Origin of the sequence: Clostridium fessum, assembly GCF_003024715.1 — a bacterium.
Classification (GTDB): domain Bacteria; phylum Bacillota; class Clostridia; order Lachnospirales; family Lachnospiraceae; genus Otoolea; species Otoolea fessa.
Genome location: NZ_PYLO01000002.1, coordinates 51,557 through 73,032 on the forward strand (window position 1 = coordinate 51,557; position 21,476 = coordinate 73,032).

The window sequence follows — 21,476 nt, forward strand, 5'->3', positions numbered from 1 at the left end:
CCATTCATTCTTAGCCCCGGATGCCAATCAAAATCGTCACAATCCACCAGATGACCAGAAGCCCCGACAAAATCGTACCAATTTTCGCGAATATATAATTTTTTTCTTCTTCTTTAAAAGATTTCCATCCGTACATCAGCGACGCCACGGAAAATAATATGCTCGAAAAGCACATCGACAGCGCACCGACCGGCGTATTGCCCTGGCTGCGGACACTGAATGCCATCCCTGCCACGCACAGCAGCAGACCGACTCCCGCCAGTCCCAGACAGAGATAGCCGTGTTCCGCCATCGGCTTGCGGATATAAGAAATCCGGTTATCTGTTTGACGTCCCATGCAGACACCTCCCAATTGCACGTGTAATCCACTGGCAGAGGTAGCCAGCAATTCCACCTAACGTATTTAAAAACATATCATCCACATCAAAACTTCCCACCTTGAATACGAGCTGAATCGTCTCGATGCTCAAAGTCAGAAGGAAGCTCAGAATCAACATCAGGTACCATTTTCCAAATCTCGGACTGATGATCGGCAGGAAAAATCCAAACGGCATGAAGCACACCACGTTGCCAGCCGTATTTAACAGGAACGCTTCCGTCCCCACTATATCACGATAAATATAAAACCGTTTGATTTCCTTAAATAAAACGAGATTATAGGCATACTCCACATGCGGCGCGCGCCCGAATCCGTCCGAAAAAAACATAAAATATATAAGAAGCACCAGGTATGCGACAAAGAATATCCAGCACACCTTCTGATGCGTTTTTGTCCGTTTCCACATAATTCCCCACATAAACTGCCAGAAATGAGAAAAACCGTACACCGTCCCCGGTCATACGGTTTTTCTCTTTCGACTGGGCATATCTGCCCTGTTTCAAATCCAATTTTTAGAATGTAATATCTGATTTGCGTTTCAGTAAAAACGCACCGCTGACGATCGCCATCACACCGGCTGCCAACCCTACCGTGATGATCACGCTTCCAATCACGATATTAATCACACCGGTTCCCTGCATCGTTTTGTAGATCTTTTCCATATCGATCCGCTCCTTCTTACACTCCGTCGCATGGCATTTCCCATTTCAAGCATGCCGCTCCGTGAACCAAATCTCTATTTTGCACCGTACTGCTCATAGTATGCGTCGATCGCTGCTTTCAGTGTATCATCGATCACGACCTTGCCCTGGCACTCCTTGTTGTACAGGCACTCTACGACATCTGACATCGATACGATCGCTGCGGTTGGGAAGCCGTACAGTTCCTTGATCTCATCCAGCGCACACTTTTCTCCCTTGCCGCGCTCCATACGGTTTAAAGATACCATCAGGCCTTTGATCTCCACATCTGCCTGGGATTTGAGGATCGGGAAAGTCTCCTCGATGGATTTACCGGAAGTGGTTACATCCTCGATGATAACGACGCGGTCGCCGTCCTTTAACTTGCTTCCCAGAAGGATGCCGGTATCGCCGTGATCCTTGACCTCTTTCCGGTTGGAGCAGTAACGTACTTCTTTGCCGTACAGCTCACTGATCGCCATCGAGGTGGCAACTGCCAGCGGGATTCCCTTGTAAGCCGGTCCAAACAGGACATCGAAATCCAGACCATAGTTGTCATGAATCGCCTTTGCGTAATACTCGCCCAGACGACGCAGCTGCGTACCGGTTACATATGCACCCGCGTTCATGAAGAACGGAGATTTACGTCCGCTCTTTAAGGTAAATTCGCCAAACTTGAGCACTTCGCTCTCTACCATGAAATTGATAAATTCCTGCTTATACTGTTCCATCATACTCTCCTATCTTACCGAACCGCACCAATCAGTTCATGTATATCTTCAATGCCATATTTTGCCATGTAGGCGTCGATGCCCTTCACGATCTCCTCCGTCACATACGGATTATGGAAATTCGCCGTACCGACTGCCACCGCGCTTGCGCCTGCCAGAATAAATTCGATCGCATCGTCCGCATTCATGATACCGCCCATGCCGATGATCGGAAGCTTGACCGCCTGCGCCACCTGGTAAACCATGCGAACTGCCACTGGTTTCACTGCCGGGCCGGACAGACCGCCGGTACGGTTGGCTACCGCAAAGGTTCTCCGGTTGATATCGATCTTCATGCCAGTCAGTGTGTTGATCAGGGACAGCACATCCGCACCGCCTGCCTCGGCTGCCTTCGCCATCTCCGTGATGTCGGTAACATTCGGGCTGAGCTTCATGATAATCGGCTGTTTTGCATGGCGTTTTACTTCGCGGGTGATCGCCTCCACTGCTTTCGGATCCTGTCCAAATGCGATGCCGCCCTCCTTGACGTTCGGGCAGGAAATGTTGATCTCCAGCATATCGACCGGCTGGCTCGCCAGTTTTTCCACTACATCGACGTAATCTTCCGCCGTTTTTCCACATACATTGACGATAATCTTCGTATCATACTGACGTAAAAACGGGATATCCCTCGATGCAAATAAATCATACCCCGGATTCTGTAAGCCGATCGCGTTGATCATGCCGCCGTACACCTCCGCAATACGCGGGGTCGGATTACCTGGCCACGGCACATTTGCCACACCCTTGGTCACAACCGCGCCGAGCTTGTTCAGATCGACCATCTCGCCGTACTCTGCCCCTGAACCAAAGGTTCCGGATGCCGTCATGACCGGGTTTTTAAGCTCTACACCCGCAAGATTGACTGCCATCTGTCTCATAATTCTACCTCCTCGGCTAAAAATACGGGACCATCCTTGCAGATCCGCTTGTTGTGTACATTGCTGTGGTGGTCTACATCCTTCGACTGGCAGACACATGCCAGACAGGCGCCGATTCCACATGCCATCTTCTCCTCCAGGGAAATATAGCACTTGATTCCCTTTTCTGCCGCATACTCCTTGATGGCGCGCAGCATCGGGGTCGGTCCGCAGGCGTAGATCACATCCGCCGTCAGGTTCTGCTCCCGGATCGCGTCCAGGACATTGCCCTTCGTGCCGACGCTTCCGTCCTCGGTTGCCACAAAGACTTCTCCATATGCCTCAAATTCATCCCGGAGGAAGAGATTTTCATCCCGGTATCCTAAAATGATCTGTTTTTCGCAGTTTAACTGTTTCGCCATCTCAAGCATCGGCGGAACACCGATACCGCCGCCGATCAGAAATACATTTTCGCCCTCCTGCGGGAAACCATTTCCCAGAGGTCCCATGATGTCGATCGGGTCTCCGGAAACATATTTGGAAAATTCATCCGTTCCTTTACCGGCAATCCGGTATACGATCCGCAGGCGTCCTTCATCCGGATCTGCCTCGCAGATACTGATCGGGCGCGGAAGAAGTCTGGAACCGTCCTGGCTGTAGACCGAGATAAACTGTCCCGGTCTTGCCTCGTCCGCTATGTCCGTCACGATCCACATACTGAAAATGCCAGGTGCCAGTTCTTCCTGACTATATACAACTGCTGTCTCTTTCTTCTGTGCCATGAGCTCCTCCTTACAGTACGCGTCCAATGTCCGCAATCATATCAATGACAGCCTGTCTCGATGCGTCCGCAAAATGCTCCGGACCGAATTTGGCGTATGCGTCTTTCTTGTATGCTGCGATGATACCGCGGGAAGAATTGACGATCGCGCCCAGTCCATCCTCGTTGAAGCAGTATTTTAAGTCTTCTGCCGTACCGCCCTGTGCGCCATAACCCGGAACCAGAAAGTAAGTCTTCGGCATCAGCTTACGCAGAATCTTGCTCATCTCCGGGTAAGTTGCGCCCACAACTGCGCCTACATTACTGTAGTCGCCATCCATGGAAGCCTCCCCCCACTCAACGACCTTCTCCGCTACCAGCTCATAAAGCGGGCGGCCGTCCACCAGACGATCCTGGAACTCGCCGCTGGATGGGTTAGAAGTCTTTACCAGTACAAAGATACCGCGGTCGGATGCGTTGCACTCGTCCACAAATGGTTTCACGCCGTCGGTTCCCAGATACGGATTGACCGTCACATACTCGGTATTGAACGCGGAACAGGTCGTATTTCCAACCTTCACGCTGCCGAGATGACCGGTTGCGTAGGCAGCCGATGTGGAACCGATGTCGCCGCGCTTGATGTCTCCGATGACAATTAAGCCCTTCTGCTGGCAGTATTTGACAGTCCGGTCATACGCTTTCAGGCCTTCGATGCCAAACTGCTCATACATCGCAATCTGCGGTTTGACCGCCGGAATCAGATCAGCCGTCGCATCCACGATCGCACAGTTAAACTGCCAGATCGCCTCTGCCGCTCCTTCCAGGGTCTCTCCGAACTCCGCAAATGCTTTTTCCTTCACGTGCTCCGGAATATATCCAAGCATCGGATCCAGTCCTACACAGATCGGTGCCTTTGTCTTCTGAATCTTCTCAATCAATTTACTAACCATCACGTTCTCCTCCAGAGTATCTCTCATAAATAATCAACTTATTTTATCATAAGTGGAGGGCGCTTTCAAGGGCACGGAGCAAGGAAAAAAGGGTTTTTGCTTATGCCCTTTTGATTGCCCCGAAAGAAGCGCGCCAGCTGTCACGGCATCGGACGGCTGGCGCGCTTCTTTCTTGAGTGTATCGTTTCTTTGAATAATTGGTTTTAAAATTGCAAAATTGGTTTTTCTTGCTTAAATATAAACTATTTCAACATTTAACACAATGAATCAATGCATCTAATGCAGCGTCAACGTCGCCACATAATCTCCATTTTTGTAACTTTTAGCCGCAAAATGTTCCTCCGTCTCCGTCTGAAGTTCCATCCAGAGTTCTTCGGCGGCGAGCATAATGTGGGAGAGCATAATGCCGATGCTGAATTCGCGCATCGCATGGAAGCTCTTGCCCGGAAAGCGGGTTTTTAGGGCGAACACATAGATTCGGTCGGAATAGACGATGAAGCGCCACGGCTGGGTGTTCATCGCGGACGGTGCGAGACGCGCCGCACGGAGAATCGTCTTCATCTGCTCTCCGGCTTCTTCCTTGAAAATACAGAGTTCATTGAGCGGGAGGCGCTTTGCCAGCGGGCTTTCACGGTAGAGCTTGCCCTCCGGGTAGCCGAATGCGACCATCATCAGGCAGCGTTTGCCGCCGCGCACCTTCTGCGCCGGCTGCACGCTGCCCAAATAGCAGGTTCCAAGCCCTTTTGCCGTCATATAGAGCACCATCTGCTCCATCAGATAACCGGCATTGCGCTCGCAGCCTTCCTCCTGGTCCGAATAGATCGCCAGATAGTAGGGAGCATCCACCTTCCAGAGTCCGTGGACATCGGCTTTTTTCTTTGTATTGTCGAATATCACTGCCTCAACCCGGATCCGGTCATTTAACCGGGAGGTCTTATCAAAATAGGACAGGATCTGCCCACGCAGCTTCTCCGTGACCTCCCGATCGGTGTATTTTCGAACTGAATGGCGACATCCTATCGCCTCATACAAATTCATCATACCTGCTCCCCTCCTATCTTTTTGCTGCCGTTATCATGCGCATGACCCGCAGTATCTTTTTCTCTGCCTCTCTATGTGCATTCCAATTTCTATACAAATTCTGACCGTTTCAGCACCACCTTTAAATCAGTCCCGACATCAGTGGTACTACCACTACGGTCAAAAGACCGGCGACCGCAATTGACAAGCTGCTCATCGCACCCTCGATCTCGCCTAATTCCAGCGCCTTTGCCGTTCCAATCGCATGGGCTGCTGTTCCAAGTGCCAGACCCTTCGCGATTGGCTCTTCAATTTTAAATATCTGAAACAGCCAGTCGGCTATAATATTTCCCAAAATTCCTGTAATTATAATGCTGATAACCGTCAGCGTCACGATACCTCCCGCTTCCTCGCTGACGCCCATGCCAATCGCCGTCGTAATGGACTTCGGAAGCAATGTCACATAGTGCGTATGCTCCAGTTGAAAGAAACGGCACATCACATAGATACTGCCGACACTTCCCGCTACCCCTGCCACAATTGCAGAAGCAACCGCAATCAGGTGCTGGCGCAAAAGCTCCAGCTGCTTATACAGCGGAATCGCCAGACAGACCGTTGCCGGTGTCAGGAAATAGCCCAGATACACCGCACCGCGGTTATACTCCTTATATTCTATATGAAAAACAGATAAAAATGCAATCACAACTATAATTGCAACCAGCAGCGGATTTAAAATCGCCCAGCCGGTCTTCTTTTTCAGCCAGACGCCCAACATATACGCGCCAACGCTGACCAGCATTCCAAAATAAAGAGAAGAATGAATCAGTCCATTCATGCTTTCGCACCTCCTTTATTCTTTCTGCGGATGATGCTCTGCGCCACGCACCCGGTCGCAACCATAACAAATACCGTCGAAATCACGGTAATCACTGTCAGCGGCACCAGGATGGACTCCGCCTCCTGCACGCTGTCAAGCAGACCTACACCTGCCGGTATAAACATAATCGGCATCGTATCCAGGAAGAAATCTCCCACTTCCGCCACATCTTCTGTATGTAATGCACCTGTGCAAAGCAGAAGCAGAAGAATGAACAATCCGTATACGCCGGACGGAACCGGAAACGGAAGCAGATAGTTCAAAAACTCTCCCAGCATTGTGATGCCAAAAATAATTGTCACTTCTTTCAAGTACTTCATGATGTCTTCACCTTTCGTATTTAATGCCTCTATTCTATCACTCCCAAATTTATAGGACAATATGAAAATTAGCATAAATTCTGTCAATTTCCTTGAATTTTTTGCGTCTTTTTTATACGATACAGGTAAGCTTTTCCGATTCGTAAAATCCAGACATTTTCGATCCAAAAAACGTGAAGTTTTTATCCGCAAATACGTTTATCTTTATGAAAGACTTATCTTCTCAGCTGCTTTTGTAGCTGGTACACTTTGTATTGCAAGAAAGAAAGGATTAGAAGTTATGAATTTAATTCAGACAAACTCTCTCTCTGCCAGACAGGCAGAACAGATCCTGGCACTGTTGAATGAATGCCAGAAGACGCAGCCGATCCACATTTCTTTTCCATTTGAAGACGGAAATTGTTTCCTGCTTCTTCTGGATGAATCAGAGACACTTGCAGCCATCATGGGAATGATCCTTCCACCGGATGGCTCTTCGGACGAGGAACCCGTCGAATGCATCGCCTTCACCCGCCCTTCCCTGCGCCGACGCGGATATTTTGCCGCACTCTTAGAAAAAGCCTGCGACATCTCCGGTGAGCACGATATTCTATTTCCGGTTGACCCGGAATCTGCTGATACGGCTGCCACGATGAAAGCCATTCACGCTGACCGCGTTGATCAGGAATATCAGATGAAATGGGACTTTGACCCGGCGGCCGAACGCTTTGACTCTCCCATGGTTGAAAAACGCCCGCTTACCTTTACCTGCACTTCTGCACCGGAAGGTGACGTCAACGAAAGTGTTGATCCCGACAGTTGCTGGGACTGCTTCCACAGCGCCGATGATCCAGATCCGGCCGTTACAATTCTGACCTATGAATTTTTAGAGACTCCGCCGGATCCGATGTGCTCTCCGGCTGCCGTGTGCATGGCGCGTATGCAGCCCGTCTCGGACGTTCCCGGCACATTTCATGCCTGTTTCTACGGTTTCCGGGTCCATGACCTCTGCCGCGGACTAGGAATCGGTGAAGCTGCTTTCTGTCTGGTCTTAAACGATCTGATCGCGCGCGGCTGCACCCGAATTGTTCTTCACGTCAGCAGTGACAATTATCCGGCACTCTCGATCTATAAAAAAGCAGGGTTCCGAATTACCGAAACCCTGTCCTATTTTATGTATTAAAGATATGGCAGGCGCTTCAGCCGCCAAAAGCACCCCGATACATGAGCTATTCGTTTACATCACGACTATTCTTCCTGCGTCGGATGTTTTTCCTCAATCTTCTGACGGATGCTTAACATCTTGCAATCTGTCTCCGCGATGACATCCGCGCACTTTTTCAGCTCCGCACCGATCTCTGCGGCTTCCTGGGCATCCAGCTGCTTTTTATACTTGAGCTGGTGATCCAGACTCGCCCAGAAATCCATGGCGATCGTGCGGATCTGGACTTCCACACGGATATTTTTCTTACTGCTTGAAAAGAATACCGGTACTTCCACGATCATGTGGTAGCTGCGGTAGCCGTTTTCCTTCGGCGCCTTGATATAATCCTTGATCGCAATGATGGTCACATCATCCTGGCGTTCCAGCATCCGGCTGATCTCGTAAATATCGTCCACAAACGAACATATCACACGGACACCCGCTATATCATCCAGGTTGGACTCCATCGATTCGATCGAAAGCGGAAGTCCGCGCCGCTGCAGTTTTTCTACAATACTCTTCGGCTTCTTCACTCTCGCCTTGATCATCTCGATCGGGTTTCTTGCATTCCGCATGGAAAGCTCATCGTTGAGCACTTCCAGCTTCGTCTTAAACTCTCGAATCGCGCAGCTGTACTGCATCATCGCTTCCTGAAACTGCCTTGCCGTCTCCCGGAATGTCTCAGGAATCTCAAACACCTGAGGCGTATTGACCGCGAAATGGCTCAGCTCGCTGTTGGGATTCTGAGCAATATTCATTTGTATTCTTCCACCTCTTCTATATATCTATATTCTTTTATGCCTTCTCCACTGCGTCAGCCGCCGCATCCAGCCATGGGGATTCCACATACTCAACCAGCCCCTCGTCCACCTTGGACGCAATCGACGGATCGATCGGAATCTTCGCAAGCACCGGAATCTCATACTCGTCTGCCGTCTCCTCGATATGGCTTTCACCGAACACAGAAATCTTCTTTCCGCAGTCCGGACATTCCAGATAACTCATGTTTTCAACCAGTCCCAGAATCGGAATATCCATCTTCTTCGCCATGTTGACCGCTTTTGCCACGATCATCGAAACCAGCTCCTGCGGGGAAGTCACAATGATAATACCTGCCAGCGGCAGGGACTGAAATACAGTCAGCGGCACATCGCCGGTTCCCGGAGGCATATCGACAAACATATAATCAATGTCCTTCCAGAGTGCCTCGCTCCAGAACTGCTTAATCACGCCGCCCACAACCGGTCCACGCCAAATTACCGGATCCGTCTCATGCTCCAGAATCAGGTTCGAAGAAAGAATCTCTATCCCCGTCGAGGTCGTGCGCGGCAGCATCAGCTGATCCGCTGTCACACCTACCATGCCGTGAATGCCAAATGCCTTCGGGATCGACGGTCCTGTAATATCTGCATCAAGAATGCCAACGCGGTTGTTTCTCGCACGCATCTTACATGCCATCAGGGATGTCACCAGGGATTTTCCGACGCCGCCCTTGCCGCTGACTACACCAATTACTTTTTTAACTGAACTCTGTGGATTTAACGGCACCCGGAAACTCTCCATCGTCCGGCTGGCACACGTTTCGCCGCAGCTTGAACAATTATGACTGCAATTCTCACTCATACATACTTCTCCTTTTTATCAGGTTGGATTCTGATCGTTCGCTGGTTTTCGTTTTTGCATCCTCTTCAGACGTTTTCCAAGACCAAAAACCTGTAACGCCCAAATCCTCCCCTGTCGTAATCTCCGTACATTTTACCATATTTTCTGCAAAAATGATAGGGGGCAAACACAACTGGCAGCGTTACAAAAGAATGTGCCGTTACTGTACACGTATGCGTGAACAGTAACGTTTTCTATGAGACAAAAACAGACAGCCCGTTTGCTACACTGCATTCAGACTGTCTGTCTTTTTTATATCCTATTCATTTTTCTCTACAGATACGCCTGTACCATCGGGCGCAGCCGTCTTGCCATGATCGCCGCCAGAATGCAGAGAATATAATCCGCCGGCATCTCCGGCAGGCAGTAAACCAGCACAATCGCTTTCCAGCCGATCGGCTGCAGGGTTACGAGATGGGTAATCAGATAGAAATAAACCATTCCCATTCCATAATATACCACATATCCAGCCGTCGCCGCCGTCATCAGCGCTCCCATTTTCCAGGAATTCAAACATTCACAGACCTTTCCCATGACCCACGCCGCAAGGAGAAATCCCAGCAGAAAACCAAAGGTCGGGCGCAGCAGATACGCCGGACCGCCGCCGCGTGCAAAGATCGGGACGCCCGCAAGTCCAATCAGCAAATAGACACCCACACTGGTAAATGCCCGTCTGGAGCCCAGCAGAAATGCTGCCAGCATCACGAAAAACCACTGCAAGGTGAAGTTCATGGTATCTGCGCCGGTCGGAATGACAACCTTGATAAATGCCCCCACGGCGACCAGCGCCGCAAACAGACCGCAAAGCGCCACATCCTTCGAATGTTCCCGGCTCCGCGAAACTGCTTTTTCTCTCATCTGTTTTCCTCCATCATGCATGATGCATTTTTTCATAAACGGTTCCTTTCATGGCATGCAGCCACCGTGCCTGCAGACTTTCGCTGTCCATGTATGTTTCCTTTTGCTCAAAACGAATCCTCCAGCATCACTCCGCCTGGAATTTACGGATCATCCGCACAAGTCCAAGACTCTCCATCCGTTTTGCAATCAGATAAAAGAGTGCTGCATCCACCGGCCACTTGATGAGATTCTTAAGCACACGCATCGGCAGAAGCACCATCATTGCTTTTCCAGACATCATGCTAAGCCAGAGTGTGTTCAAAAATATGTTGCAGATCAGCGCCACCACCAGATCCGCCCAGAGCGCCCGGCGGAAGGTAAGCGGTTTCCGATACAGAATTGTGCCATATAGCACGCCGCCCAGCATCGCATTCAGCGTAAATCCCGGAAAAAATGCCCCTGTCGGCTTTACGACATATTTGACCAGGTCCAAGACTCCGCCATAGACCGCTCCAGCCACCGGACCGAAGAGGTAGTAGACAAACTGGTTGACCACACCGCCGAATCCGATTTTCAAATACGGACCAGCCTCAATCGTGAAGTATCCCAGAACAACGGAGACAGCCATCAGCATGGCGGCAGTCGTGAGTGTTTTCACGTGTTTCAGTTCCTGAAAGGATGCCTGATAACATACTGCAAATTTTTTCATAAAAAAATACCTCCTTTTCTGCAGATCTCTCGAACCACATCAGGAGATAGATTGTATCAACGATGCAGCGGGATGCGGAATACTGACCGCGAAACCCCGGAGGGTCTCTTCGTCCGGCTGACAACTCCCTGTTCAACCAGCACTTAACGCCTGTATTCCTACTCTGCGTTTTTTTTTATCTTTTACATCATACCATAATTTCCCCGCTTTTCAAGCACTTTATAAGCGCATCTGTCATTTTCGAATCAGTCAGCATTTACTCTTCTTTTTGGCTCTGTTCGCTGTATTCCCTAAACGCACGATCCATCTCGATATAGTTGCGTTTCAGGGAAACCGGCTTTCCGTCGCGGGTCAGGAAACAATGGCGGCTCTCGCCCACGCAGCGGATTGCGCCCGTTTCCTTGTCAAAAACCGTGTATTCCAGCGTCATGCGGATGCCGTTGTATTCCTTCATCTGAACCAGCACCTGCACCGTCTCGCCAAACCGCGCCATGCTCTTATAATCGCAGTGAACCGACAGCACCGGGCTTATGATCCCCTGTTTTTCCATGATGTCATATCCCATTCCCATCTGCTCCATCATGTCGATCCGCGCTTCCTCAAACCAGTGTAGGTAATTTGCATGGTGAATGATTCCCATCTGGTCGGTTTCATAATACTGCGCTTTGTGTTCGTAAATTTTCAGTTCCATAAAAACCCCTCTTTTCCATCTAAAAAGGGATACCTGCACAACTGCAATTTCTGCCGTTCTGCAATATCCCCCTCTGGTTCTGATATGTGTGTCACCGTCCGCACACTATGCAGGCAATGGCTGATACCTTACTGTTCCAGTTCTTCTCCGAGTCCGCTCTCGATCGCCTCGGTAATCGTCTTCAGCGCTTCTTCCTCATCCGGTCCGTCGCAGGCAACCGTGATCTCGGTGCCGCACTTGATACCCGCTGCCATCACGTTCAGCACGCTCTTTGCCACAATATGTTTCTCCCCGCACTCAATCAGAGTCCGGCTCTTAAATTTCATCGCGGTCTGCGAAAGCACGCCAGCCGGCCGCAGGTGAAGTCCCGATGGATTAACCACTTTCACTTTCTTCGATACCATAGCTGTCCCTCCCTCGTCAATTCTTAGTTTTAATTACCCTAATTTTAGTCTAAGTAAGGCAGACTGTCAAGCGTTAGACCAGCACCTGCTGCGCATAATTAACAGACGCCATCGCATCGCGGCAATACGCATCTGCTCCAATCATATCCGCGTATTCCTGGGTCAGAACCGCGCCGCCGACCATGACTTTCGCCCACGGTGCTTCCTTGCGGAGCTGCTTGATCGTCTCCTCCATGCTCGGCACGGTGGTCGTCATCAGGGCGGACAGACCGACCAGTCTTACATGGTTCTTGATCGTCTCTTCCACGATCGCCTCCGGAGCTACGTCCTTACCTAAATCCAGCACATCATAGCTGTAATTCTCCAATAATACTTTTACGATATTTTTTCCAATGTCATGAATATCGCCCTTGACGGTCGCCAGCACGATCTTGTCCTTCTTCTCTCCTGCTTCCCCGGAGGACTCCATCTGGTTTTTGATGACCTCAAACGCCGATTTTGCCGCCTCCGCACTCATCAGAAGCTGCGGCAGAAAGACGGTGCCTGCCTCAAACCCCTTTCCGACCTTATCGAGTGCCGGGATCATGCAGGAATTGATGACGGTCAAGGAATCCATGGTCTTTAAGAGTTCCCCGGCTGCCGATGCCGCCTGCTCTTTTAAACCTCTCTCCACACTGACCGTAAGCTGATGCTCCGGACCGGATGCCTGGCTGCCAGTGTCCGCACTGCCGGAAGCTCCAGCTGCACCTGCCGCCGGGGCACCCGAACCTGCGCTGCCTGCTGCACCTGCGCCGGAAGCTCCGCCCGCACCTGCCTTTGGAATCGCCAGCCGCGCTGCCTGCTCAATATAATCGCCGCAGTGTTCATCCAGTGCTGCCAGAGCCCGGTAACTATAATAAGAACGCATCATTGCCGCCGAATTTGGATTGATGATCGCCGCGGTCAGACCGCTCTGCATCGCCATCGTAAAGAAATTGGAGTTGACAATCTCACGCTGCGGTAATCCGAAGGAAATGTTGGAAACGCCGAGAATCGTATTGCAGCCAAGTTCCTGGCGGACACGGCGCACCGTCTCCAGTGTCACCAGCGCGCCGGTCGGCTCGGAGCTGATCGTCATACAAAGCGCATCGATCACGATGTCTTTTTTCTGGATGCCATACTTTTCCGCCTCCGCACAGATTTTCCGCGCGATCGCCATACGTCCGTCCGCCGTCGCCGGAATGCCTTCCTCGTCGATCGTCAGAGCAACCACCGTGCCGCCGTAATGTTTTACCAGCGGAAATACAGCGTCCATGACCTCCTGTTTGCCATTGACAGAGTTAATCAGTGCCTTTCCATTATAAATACGCAGCGCCTGTTCCATCGCCTCTGTGTCAGTCGTATCAATCTGCAGCGGAAGCTCGGTCACCGCCTGCAATTCCTGTACGACCTCGCGCATCATCGCCACTTCATCGATCTCCGGCAGTCCCACGTTGACGTCAAGCACCGCAGCGCCATTTTCCTGCTGGGTGATCGCCTCGCGCAGGATATATTCCAGGTTGTGATCGCGCAGCGCCTGTTTGAATTTTGATTTTCCGGTCGGATTGATGCGTTCGCCAATAATGACCGGATCGGTTCCCATCTCAACTACCGACGCGTAGGAAGTGATGAGAGTGTCATTTTTCGGCTCGATCGGCTTTCTCGTTCTGCCCTTACACATCTCTGCCAGCAGACGGATGTGCTCCGGGGTCGTACCACAGCAGCCCCCGACTGCCGAAACGCCCATCTCCAGCATTCCTTTCATTTCCTCGACAAATTCTGGCGGATCAATATCATATACGGTCTTTCCTCCCTCGCTTCGCGGAAGTCCCGCATTTGGATTGACAACCACCGGGATCGACGCATACCGAAGCAGTTCTTCCACAATCGGCTTCATCTGAACCGGACCTAATCCACAATTGATTCCGAGCGCATCCGCGCCCAGACCTTCCAAAAGTGCCACAACGGACTTCGGTGTTCCGCCGGTTAAAAGTTTGCCTTTTCCATCGAAAATTGTGGTTGCAAAGATTGGAAGATCGGAATTTTCCTTTGCCGCCAGAACCGCTGCCTTGAGTTCATACGTGTCGCTCATCGTCTCGATCAGAATCAGATCCGCGCCGCCTCGCACGCCTGCCTTTACCACCTCGGTATAGATGGAGACCGCCTCCTCAAAGTCCAGATCACCCATTGGCTTTAAAAGGCGTCCGGTCGGTCCCAGATCCAGCGCTACATAACCACGGCCGCAGTGTTCTACCGCTGTCCGGGCATTTTTCATCGCCGCATCCACGATCTCATCCAGATTAAACTCGGCTGCCTCATTGTATTTCAGGCGGTTCGCGCCGAATGTATTCGATAAAATAATATTCGCGCCCGCATTCAGATAATCCTCATGGATCTTTACCAGAACCTCCGGATGCTTGATATTCCAGGTTTCCGGCAGTTCGCCCGGTTTCAGCCCGGCTCCCTGCAGAAGACTTCCCATTCCTCCGTCAAATACCAGTATTTTATCGTTCCAATCTTCCCGTATACCCATGTCAGCTTCCTCTCTGTTTTTTGTTTCTTACTTATTTATCTCTCCGGTACAGGCAGTTTTTGTTTGAACAGACCTCACAGCCCTCTTTCACACAGCCCGCCGCTATCTTCGATACTCCGATGACCGCCGTCACCGACTTGGACGGCATCATCAAAAAACTTTCCGTCAATGTAATCCCCACCGTCTTTTCCGCTTCCAGTACCCGGCAGAAATCCGGCTGGCACGAAAGCGGCAGATCTCCATAACCTGGCGAAAAGCGGGGACGCAGATAGAGTCCTTCTTCTGCTGCCTCCGCTTTTAATTTGTCATTGATTTCATTGCAGTAACTCTCAATCCGTGCCGCCGCGCACGCCTGCAGGACAACCGCCCGGCTCATCGAAAGACGGCTGTATCTGCGCAGAAGCAGATCCACACCAGCCCCCAGCGTCGCCGCAAAAAGGATGACCTCCTGGCAGTCCTTTAAATTGCGGCTGAGCGCCCGGCTTTTTACTTTAAAACACGTAAAATCAAGTTCTGAATCTGGCAGCAGCGTCAGCGGATAGCGTCTGTAAAAGCTCCGGCAGTTGACGGACCGCTCTAATTCTCCCAGACAGTCCTCCACCAGATCTTTCGTCTGCGGATCCGGCTCCTGCTGCCCTTTAATTCCTAAATACCGATATATTTCTCTCCGATTGACTTCCGCCATTACAGAATCTCCGACAGGTTGTTCTTAATCTGCGCCGCTACATCCGGTTTATTCATTGAATATACATGGATTCCATTTACATGGTTCGCAATCAGATCGATGATCTGCTCAGTTGCATAGGCGATACCTGCCTGCTTCATCGCTGCCGGGTTATCACCAAAACGATCTACGATCGCCTTGAAGCGTGCCGGAAGGTAGGTGCCGGACATGCTGCAGATGCGCTTGATCTGACTTATGTTTGTCACCGGCATGATGCCTGCGACAACCGGAACCGTGATTCCTTTTTCTCGGATACGGTATAGGTAATTATAAAGGATATTATTGTCAAAGAACATCTGGGTCGTCACAAAATCACAGCCCGCTTCCACTTTTTCTTTCAGATGCCCGATATCCACCGTCTTGTTGACCGATTCCACATGTCCCTCCGGATAGCAGGCTGCGCCGATGCACAGCTCCGGGCAGGTCTCACGGATCTCGCGGATCAGCTGGGATGCATACTGATAATCTTTTTCTACCTTGCCGTCTTTCGGAATATCGCCGCGAAGTGCCAGGACATTCTCAATTCCGTGTGCCTGAATCTCGCGCAGGACACTGTGCACCTTCTCACGGGTCGAGGAGACGCAGGTCAGATGTGACAGCGCCGGCACCTGGCAGGTGCTCTGGATATCCGATGCGATCTGGACCGTATACTGGCTTGTGCCGCCGCCTGCTCCGTAGGTCACGCTCATAAATGACGGATTTAACTTTGCAATCTCAAGCGCTGCTTTCTCAACGGAAGCGAAGTTGCTCTCCTCCTTCGGCGGGAACACTTCAAACGAAAGCGTCGGCTGTCCTTTGGCTAAAATATCCTTAATCTTCATCGTATTTATCTCCTGTTCTCATCATTTCGTCCGGTTCTGCCCCGGACCTCTATTGCCTATGTATTCTATATGATTTTTGCTCAGTATACCATATTTCCCCAATGAACGCCAGACTTCCGGCAGCTATCTTCTGGATTGATTTTCTATATCTTGCCATAGGTGAAATCTATAGAAACCAAATAAAATACATAAACATACGATACAGATAATTAATTCCAGACAAAGCAAACAAAATCAGTAAAATCACCAGCACAAGGCTCATTTTCCCCTTCTTTTTCTGATTTTTTTCTTGCTGCACCGCGCTTCGTCTCTGCGTTGTCTGATACGACATACTGTTCTGGTTCTGTGTCCGGACGGATGCCTGTCTGCCTGCGCCTGCTGCTTTCTGCGTCTGGGAATATGCCTTCGCCCGGTCCGCAAGCGTGCGGATGGCATCTGTGCCTGCCCTTGCACTCGTTTCCCACGAGGCAGATCCCGCATTGTGGTACTCACAGTCCGTCTCATGCGCCGGGTGGCGCTCATTCAGATAATAAGTTGCATTGACATAGTTAGGATTCCGGATCCACTGTTTACAAAAAGAACAATAATGACCATACTTGATCGGATGGTCGCAAATCGGACAAATTCGTCTCTGCATGAAATACCTCCCCTCGGATCGAACATACTTTTTCGAAAACACCTCGTCAATTATTTTTTATTGTACCATAACTTTTTTACTTTTTTCTATATTTTCTCTTGTATTTTCTCCATTTCGTGTTAAAATACAAACGTCCATTACACCTGTCAAGACATGTGTAAGCCATTTATTTGACCGGAATGGCTGAAACGATTCATTCCGTTCACAATTATTTTACTCTGGGAGGTTCTATCAATATGGAACGTGTGAAAGCTTTTCTGAAACGGAAGCAGGTTGTCATCTCCGTTCAGACGTATCTCATCGATGCGCTGGGCGCGATGGCATTTGGTCTGTTTGCTTCTCTTCTGATCGGTACCATTTTCGGCACGCTGGGGGAAAAAACAGGCGTTGTAATTTTTACTACGATCGCAGGCTACGCCAAGAGCGCGACCGGTGCGGCGCTCGGCGTCTCGATTGCCTACGCCTTAAAGGCACCGACGCTCGTCCTTTTCTCCGCCGCTACCGTCGGCATCGCGGGCAATGAACTCGGCGGTCCGGTCGGCGCGCTCGTTGCCACCATCATCGCAGCCGAGCTTGGAAAAATCGTCTCCAAAGAGACACCGGTTGATATTCTCGTCACCCCGGGTGTCACCATCATCTCCGGCATCCTGGCCGCACAGTTTGTCGGTCCGGGCGTCTCCGCATTCATGACCGCTTTCGGAAATCTGGTGAAGACAGCGACCGTCATGCAGCCGCTTTTCATGGGTATTCTGGTTTCTGCCCTGATCGGCATCGCCCTGACGCTTCCGATCAGCAGTGCGGCAATCTGCATCATGTTAAGCCTCGACGGTCTGGCAGGCGGTGCCGCCACCGCAGGCTGCTGCGCGCAGATGGTCGGATTTGCCGTTTTAAGCTTCTGTGAAAATAAATGGGGTGGTCTTCTGGCACAGGGACTCGGAACCTCGATGCTCCAGATGGGAAATATCGTCCGGAACCCGAAAATCTGGATTCCACCGACACTCGCCTCGATGGTCACCGGTCCGCTCTCCACGATGGTCTTCCATCTGGAAAATATTCCAGCCGGTTCCGGCATGGGAACCTGCGGTCTCGTCGGACCGATCGGCATCTACACCGCCATGCAGGGAAGTGGAAATTCGATGATGTGGCCGGGCATCCTGCTCATCTGCTTCGTGCTTCCGGCTGTTTTGACCCTGTTCTTCGGCGCACTTTGCCGGAAAGCCGGATGGATCAAGGAAGGCGATTTGAAGCTGGATCTATAATTATAGCTCCATGTGCTTCCAATTATCCATCATTCCTATCTGGCATCTGTCCTTAGAATCAGCCAGATTGTCACGGTTCACGCATACGTGCCCAGTAACGCCAGATTCATAGACCTATGACAGCAAAACAGGCATTGAAATGCTCTTCATCCACCACTGTGTGGATAGCAGCATTCCAATGCCTGTTTTTTGATCCAGTTATCTTTTCCCTATTCCTTATCGTTCTTCTTTCCCCAGCAGCTCCCGCATACTTGCGAGCAGCTTCGCCTCTTTGTCTTCCTTATATTCTCCGAGCAGGACCTCTTCAAACTCCTTCTCCACCTTCATCCGGCGGAAATACGAGCTCATTTCATCCGCCATGCCGGAGAGCCGGTTTAACAGACGGGAGAAATCGCGCAGCATCACGTCGTCCTTGTGGTACGGATAAACAATGTCGTGGTCAACCTCACTCCACCCCTCCTCGAACAGCGTTCTCGCCTGAATCTCGACGTAGTAACCGCGGTATTTGATGATGTAGTGAAGGGAACGGTAGATACCGCCTGACTTGATTTCGATCACATTTTCATCGTAGATCCGGCTGTCCCCGTTTCGGCGGTATACCTTCGGACGCTCTGCAATGTAGCAGTGTGTCTCATCGTTGTCAAAATCGCGCTCACGGTCTTTTACATACTGCTCCGGGGCATTTTCAAACGCCGATGTGATGTATTCATGGAAATGACGCCAATCCTCACGGTACAGGAAGAATACACGGATACCGATAAGGTCCGTCACGTATTTCCAGTAATTATCAACTCCCAGCTGGGCAAATTTCTCCGGCTGCTCTTTTTTCTTGCGGATGATCTTCTCCAGCAGATGCCCCTGTGCCTTGGTACGGTAACGGTAGGAATGGATCCCCGCTTTTTCAATATCATACAGATACTTATCTACAAAATCCTTGCCAATCTCCCGCAGCTTTCCCTCGATCGTCGCATAATGATCCGCGATCGCAGTCAATTCCTCCCAGGAAACGCCCGCCGCGTCAAAGTCTTCCTGTTCGATCCGATATTTTCTTAAAAATAAATCTCTCTCCATTATCTCCTCTTTATCGGAAGCCCACTGAGCGCAGGAACCGGGCAAATGCCTCACTGCCTTCCGGCGTACACTTATATACGCCCGCGTCTTCCAGTACCTGCTCAAAGACAAGACCTACCTCTTTTTGCAGGATTTCGTTTATATTTTCACTTGTTATATGCTCATACTTCGGCAGGAACTCATCCACCCAGTCCGCATGCTTTTCAAGCTCTGGATTGGAACGGATATCGCCTCCGGAAAGGATCGCCTCCGCCAGATCGGCAAGCTCCTGTTTCAATCTGGACGGGAGCACCGCCAGACCCATGACCTCGATCAGACCGATATTTTCTTTCTTGATGTGATGCAGCTTCGCGTGCGGATGGTAAACACCAAGCGGATACTCATCCGTCGTGATGTTATTGCGGAGCACCAGATCCAGCTCATAGAAATCGCCATTTTTTCTGGCAATCGGCGTGATCGTGTTGTGCGGTTCTCCGTCCGTCTCAGCATAAATAAAAGCATCCTCATCCGTATAGCTGCGCCATGCACGCAGCACTTTTTCACCAAGATCAATCAGGCGGTCTGGATTCTTGGAACGGGTCCGCAGAACTGACATCGGCCATTTAACGATTCCGGCTTCCACATCCTCGAAGCCTTCCATCTCAAATTTCTGTTCAATCGGCGCTTTTGCCATCGCAAACGTGTAATGTCCGCCCTGAAAATGGTCGTGACTTAAAATCGAACCGCCGACGATCGGCAGATCCGCATTGGACCCCAGGAAATAGTGCGGGAACAATTTCACAAAATCAAACAATTTGACAAACGTTGCCCGTTCGATCTTCATCGGCGTGTGCACACCGTTGAACACGATGCAGTGCTCATTGTAATACACATACGGCGAATACTGAAAGCCCCACTGGCTGTCATTGACCGTGATCGGAATAATGCGGTGGTTATTGCGCGCCGGATGGTTGACACGTCCGGCATAGCCTTCATTTTCCTTGCATAAGAGGCATTTCGGATAACCGCTCTGCTTTGCCAGTTTGGCTGCCGCGATTGCCTTCGGATCTTTCTCCGGCTTGGATAAATTAACCGTGATGTCCAGCTCCCCGTATTTTGTATCCGTTTTCCATTTCATATCCTTGGAAACACGGTAACGGCGGATGTAATTGGAATCCTGGCTCAATTTGTAATAATAATTGGTTGCCGCCTCCGGCGATTCCTCATACAATTTCCAGAAATGTCCAATCACCTCGCTCGGGCGCGGCATCAGGCAGTTCATCAGCTTCGTGTCGAACAGATCGCGGTACACCACGCCGTCCTCCTTCAAAACGCCCGTCTCATGTGCATAATCAAGCAGGGCATCCAACGTCTCTTCCAGTGAAATCTCCCTGCATGCGCCCTGTGGTTCTTCATATTCATCCAGTCCCAGAACCTCGAGAATCTGGTTCGTCGCGTAAATGCGATCCGACTCCTGAAGAAGCCCCGTATTGACTCCGTACTGTACTAAATTTCTGATTGCTTCATATACTGCCATACCCTATCCTCCTGACTGAAAAACAACCTTGCTGTTTCATTCTTATCCTTTTTATAACTTTAGCTGCCCGTATACCATTGCGCCACCTTATCTCATGGCATTTTCGGTTCCAAAAATGCCTGCATATGAACAGTCACTGTACATCCTCTTACTCTTGTGGCTTCCATTTACATAAATTTTGTCAAATCCAGACATTTTAAGCGGTTTACCAGGATTCCTCCGAGAAGCCCAATCAGCGCCCCCGCTGCCGTTCCGGCTGCCAGAAGCACCGGAAGATAGTAGAACAGACTCGCATTTTCCACCACCAGCGCCGCCACGATAAGCTGCCCGATGTTGTGTCCCGCACCACCCAGGATGCTGACACCGGTCACGCCGAACCAGTCCAACCGGCGGAACACCACCATCAGAAGAAGGCTGACCGCAGCACCTGCCAGACTATACAGCATCATCGACAGGTTTCCAAACGTAAATCCTACCAGCACGATACGCACCAATGCAATCGCCGCTGCCGCACCGGCTCCCAGCAGATACAGGCTCACGATCGACGCCAGATTCGCCAATCCCAGCTTGATCCCCGGAACGCCCAGGTTGAGCGGTATCAGGGTCTCGACATAGCTCAGCAGAAATGCCAGCGCTGTCATCATTCCATATAAAGCGATTTTTCCGGCTCTGGATGTGCCTGCTCGTCCTTTTTTCTGCATTTCTTCCTCCTCTGTATACCTCTATAAATATATTAGTAAAAATTTTTAGTTTTGTAAAGCGCGTAACTGTTCACAGATAGGAATTTTCTGA

The 21,476-nt window shown here is 50.6% G+C and carries 25 protein-coding genes and 1 riboswitch; of the genes, 2 read left to right on the plus strand and 23 right to left on the minus strand.

Translation table 11 applies throughout. The features are described 5' to 3' along the window. Nucleotides 1-10 precede the first annotated feature (10 nt). The 10 genes from C7U56_RS05275 to C7U56_RS05315 form a co-directional block, all read right to left on the minus strand. Nucleotides 11-337 carry a hypothetical protein gene (locus C7U56_RS05275; RefSeq protein ID WP_107000483.1) on the minus strand — a complete coding sequence of 109 codons (327 nt, stop codon included), beginning with the start codon at nt 335-337 and terminating at the stop codon, nt 11-13. Further along, on the minus strand, nt 318-785 hold the full coding sequence (locus C7U56_RS05280) for a VanZ family protein (RefSeq protein ID WP_107000974.1): 468 nt from the start codon (nt 783-785) through the stop codon (nt 318-320). Before C7U56_RS05280 ends, C7U56_RS05275 begins: the two co-directional genes overlap by 20 nt. Nucleotides 786-891: 106 nt before the next feature. Next, nucleotides 892-1,041 (minus strand): hypothetical protein, encoded by a 150-nt coding sequence (locus C7U56_RS15570; protein WP_022359365.1) that lies wholly within the window; start codon nt 1,039-1,041, stop codon nt 892-894. A gap of 74 nt (nt 1,042-1,115) precedes the next feature. Then, entirely contained in the window at nt 1,116-1,790 is a 675-nt protein-coding gene (gene pyrE, locus C7U56_RS05285; protein ID WP_107000484.1) for an orotate phosphoribosyltransferase, read from the minus strand. Nucleotides 1,791-1,804: 14 nt separating this feature from the next. Further along, entirely contained in the window at nt 1,805-2,710 is a 906-nt protein-coding gene (locus C7U56_RS05290) for a dihydroorotate dehydrogenase (RefSeq protein ID WP_107000485.1), read from the minus strand. Further along, on the minus strand, nt 2,707-3,471 hold the full coding sequence (locus C7U56_RS05295; protein ID WP_107000486.1) for a dihydroorotate dehydrogenase electron transfer subunit: 765 nt from the start codon (nt 3,469-3,471) through the stop codon (nt 2,707-2,709). Before C7U56_RS05295 ends, C7U56_RS05290 begins: the two co-directional genes overlap by 4 nt. 10 nt (nt 3,472-3,481) lie before the next feature. Further along, nucleotides 3,482-4,399, minus strand: a complete 918-nt coding sequence (gene pyrF / locus C7U56_RS05300) for an orotidine-5'-phosphate decarboxylase (RefSeq protein ID WP_022359361.1) — start codon at nt 4,397-4,399, stop codon at nt 3,482-3,484. A 276-nt stretch (nt 4,400-4,675) separates the two neighbouring features. Continuing rightward, nucleotides 4,676-5,440 (minus strand): nitroreductase family protein, encoded by a 765-nt coding sequence (locus C7U56_RS05305; protein WP_333489839.1) that lies wholly within the window; start codon nt 5,438-5,440, stop codon nt 4,676-4,678. A 121-nt stretch (nt 5,441-5,561) separates the two neighbouring features. Further along, nucleotides 5,562-6,254 carry an LrgB family protein gene (locus C7U56_RS05310; protein WP_107000487.1) on the minus strand — a complete coding sequence of 231 codons (693 nt, stop codon included), beginning with the start codon at nt 6,252-6,254 and terminating at the stop codon, nt 5,562-5,564. Next, a complete protein-coding gene (locus tag C7U56_RS05315; RefSeq protein WP_107000488.1) occupies nt 6,251-6,616 on the minus strand; it encodes a CidA/LrgA family protein in 366 nt (121 codons plus the stop codon). The genes C7U56_RS05310 and C7U56_RS05315 overlap by 4 nt, the downstream gene beginning before the upstream one ends. A gap of 280 nt (nt 6,617-6,896) precedes the next feature. Between C7U56_RS05315 and C7U56_RS05320 the strand changes: the two genes are divergently transcribed. Beyond that, nucleotides 6,897-7,778, plus strand: a complete 882-nt coding sequence (locus C7U56_RS05320; protein ID WP_181357181.1) for a GNAT family N-acetyltransferase — start codon at nt 6,897-6,899, stop codon at nt 7,776-7,778. A 65-nt stretch (nt 7,779-7,843) separates the two neighbouring features. Here C7U56_RS05320 and C7U56_RS05325 read toward each other — a convergent pair whose 3' ends face one another. The 10 genes from C7U56_RS05325 to C7U56_RS05370 form a co-directional block, all read right to left on the minus strand. Then, nucleotides 7,844-8,557, minus strand: a complete 714-nt coding sequence (locus tag C7U56_RS05325; RefSeq protein ID WP_107000490.1) for a GTP pyrophosphokinase — start codon at nt 8,555-8,557, stop codon at nt 7,844-7,846. 37 nt (nt 8,558-8,594) lie between these two features. Then, on the minus strand, nt 8,595-9,422 hold the full coding sequence (locus tag C7U56_RS05330; protein ID WP_022359355.1) for an Mrp/NBP35 family ATP-binding protein: 828 nt from the start codon (nt 9,420-9,422) through the stop codon (nt 8,595-8,597). Nucleotides 9,423-9,734: 312 nt separating this feature from the next. Beyond that, complete coding sequence (locus tag C7U56_RS05335; protein ID WP_022359354.1) at nt 9,735-10,319, minus strand: biotin transporter BioY; 585 nt, start codon at nt 10,317-10,319, stop codon at nt 9,735-9,737. A gap of 127 nt (nt 10,320-10,446) precedes the next feature. Next, a complete protein-coding gene (locus tag C7U56_RS05340; RefSeq protein WP_022359353.1) occupies nt 10,447-11,010 on the minus strand; it encodes a folate family ECF transporter S component in 564 nt (187 codons plus the stop codon). Between the two features lie 63 nt (nt 11,011-11,073). Next, nucleotides 11,074-11,178: riboswitch (THF riboswitch) on the minus strand. Between the two features lie 88 nt (nt 11,179-11,266). Beyond that, nucleotides 11,267-11,701 (minus strand): acyl-CoA thioesterase, encoded by a 435-nt coding sequence (locus tag C7U56_RS05345; RefSeq protein ID WP_107000491.1) that lies wholly within the window; start codon nt 11,699-11,701, stop codon nt 11,267-11,269. A 128-nt stretch (nt 11,702-11,829) separates the two neighbouring features. Further along, nucleotides 11,830-12,105: an HPr family phosphocarrier protein gene (locus C7U56_RS05350; protein ID WP_022359351.1), complete on the minus strand. Its 276-nt coding sequence runs from the start codon at nt 12,103-12,105 to the stop codon at nt 11,830-11,832. A gap of 73 nt (nt 12,106-12,178) precedes the next feature. Next, complete coding sequence (locus C7U56_RS05355) at nt 12,179-14,656, minus strand: homocysteine S-methyltransferase family protein (RefSeq protein ID WP_107000492.1); 2,478 nt, start codon at nt 14,654-14,656, stop codon at nt 12,179-12,181. Between the two features lie 31 nt (nt 14,657-14,687). After that, entirely contained in the window at nt 14,688-15,341 is a 654-nt protein-coding gene (locus C7U56_RS05360) for a vitamin B12 dependent-methionine synthase activation domain-containing protein (protein WP_107000493.1), read from the minus strand. Then, nucleotides 15,341-16,201, minus strand: coding sequence for a methylenetetrahydrofolate reductase [NAD(P)H] (metF, locus tag C7U56_RS05365; protein ID WP_107000494.1), 861 nt, complete (start codon nt 16,199-16,201; stop codon nt 15,341-15,343). The genes C7U56_RS05360 and metF overlap by 1 nt, the downstream gene beginning before the upstream one ends. Before the next feature lie 166 nt (nt 16,202-16,367). Beyond that, entirely contained in the window at nt 16,368-16,838 is a 471-nt protein-coding gene (locus tag C7U56_RS05370) for a hypothetical protein (RefSeq protein ID WP_107000495.1), read from the minus strand. Nucleotides 16,839-17,074: 236 nt separating this feature from the next. Here C7U56_RS05370 and C7U56_RS05375 point away from each other — a divergent pair, with 236 nt between their 5' ends. Further along, nucleotides 17,075-18,097 carry a PTS sugar transporter subunit IIC gene (locus C7U56_RS05375; RefSeq protein WP_022359346.1) on the plus strand — a complete coding sequence of 341 codons (1,023 nt, stop codon included), beginning with the start codon at nt 17,075-17,077 and terminating at the stop codon, nt 18,095-18,097. Between the two features lie 216 nt (nt 18,098-18,313). Here the strand turns inward: C7U56_RS05375 and C7U56_RS05380 are convergent, their stop codons facing one another. From C7U56_RS05380 to C7U56_RS05390, 3 genes are all read right to left on the minus strand, one after another. After that, nucleotides 18,314-19,168, minus strand: coding sequence for a RelA/SpoT domain-containing protein (locus C7U56_RS05380; protein ID WP_333493377.1), 855 nt, complete (start codon nt 19,166-19,168; stop codon nt 18,314-18,316). A 10-nt stretch (nt 19,169-19,178) separates the two neighbouring features. Next, nucleotides 19,179-20,684: a UDP-glucose--hexose-1-phosphate uridylyltransferase gene (galT, locus tag C7U56_RS05385; RefSeq protein ID WP_107000496.1), complete on the minus strand. Its 1,506-nt coding sequence runs from the start codon at nt 20,682-20,684 to the stop codon at nt 19,179-19,181. A gap of 167 nt (nt 20,685-20,851) precedes the next feature. Further along, entirely contained in the window at nt 20,852-21,385 is a 534-nt protein-coding gene (locus C7U56_RS05390; protein WP_107000497.1) for a Gx transporter family protein, read from the minus strand. Nucleotides 21,386-21,476: the final 91 nt, after the last annotated feature.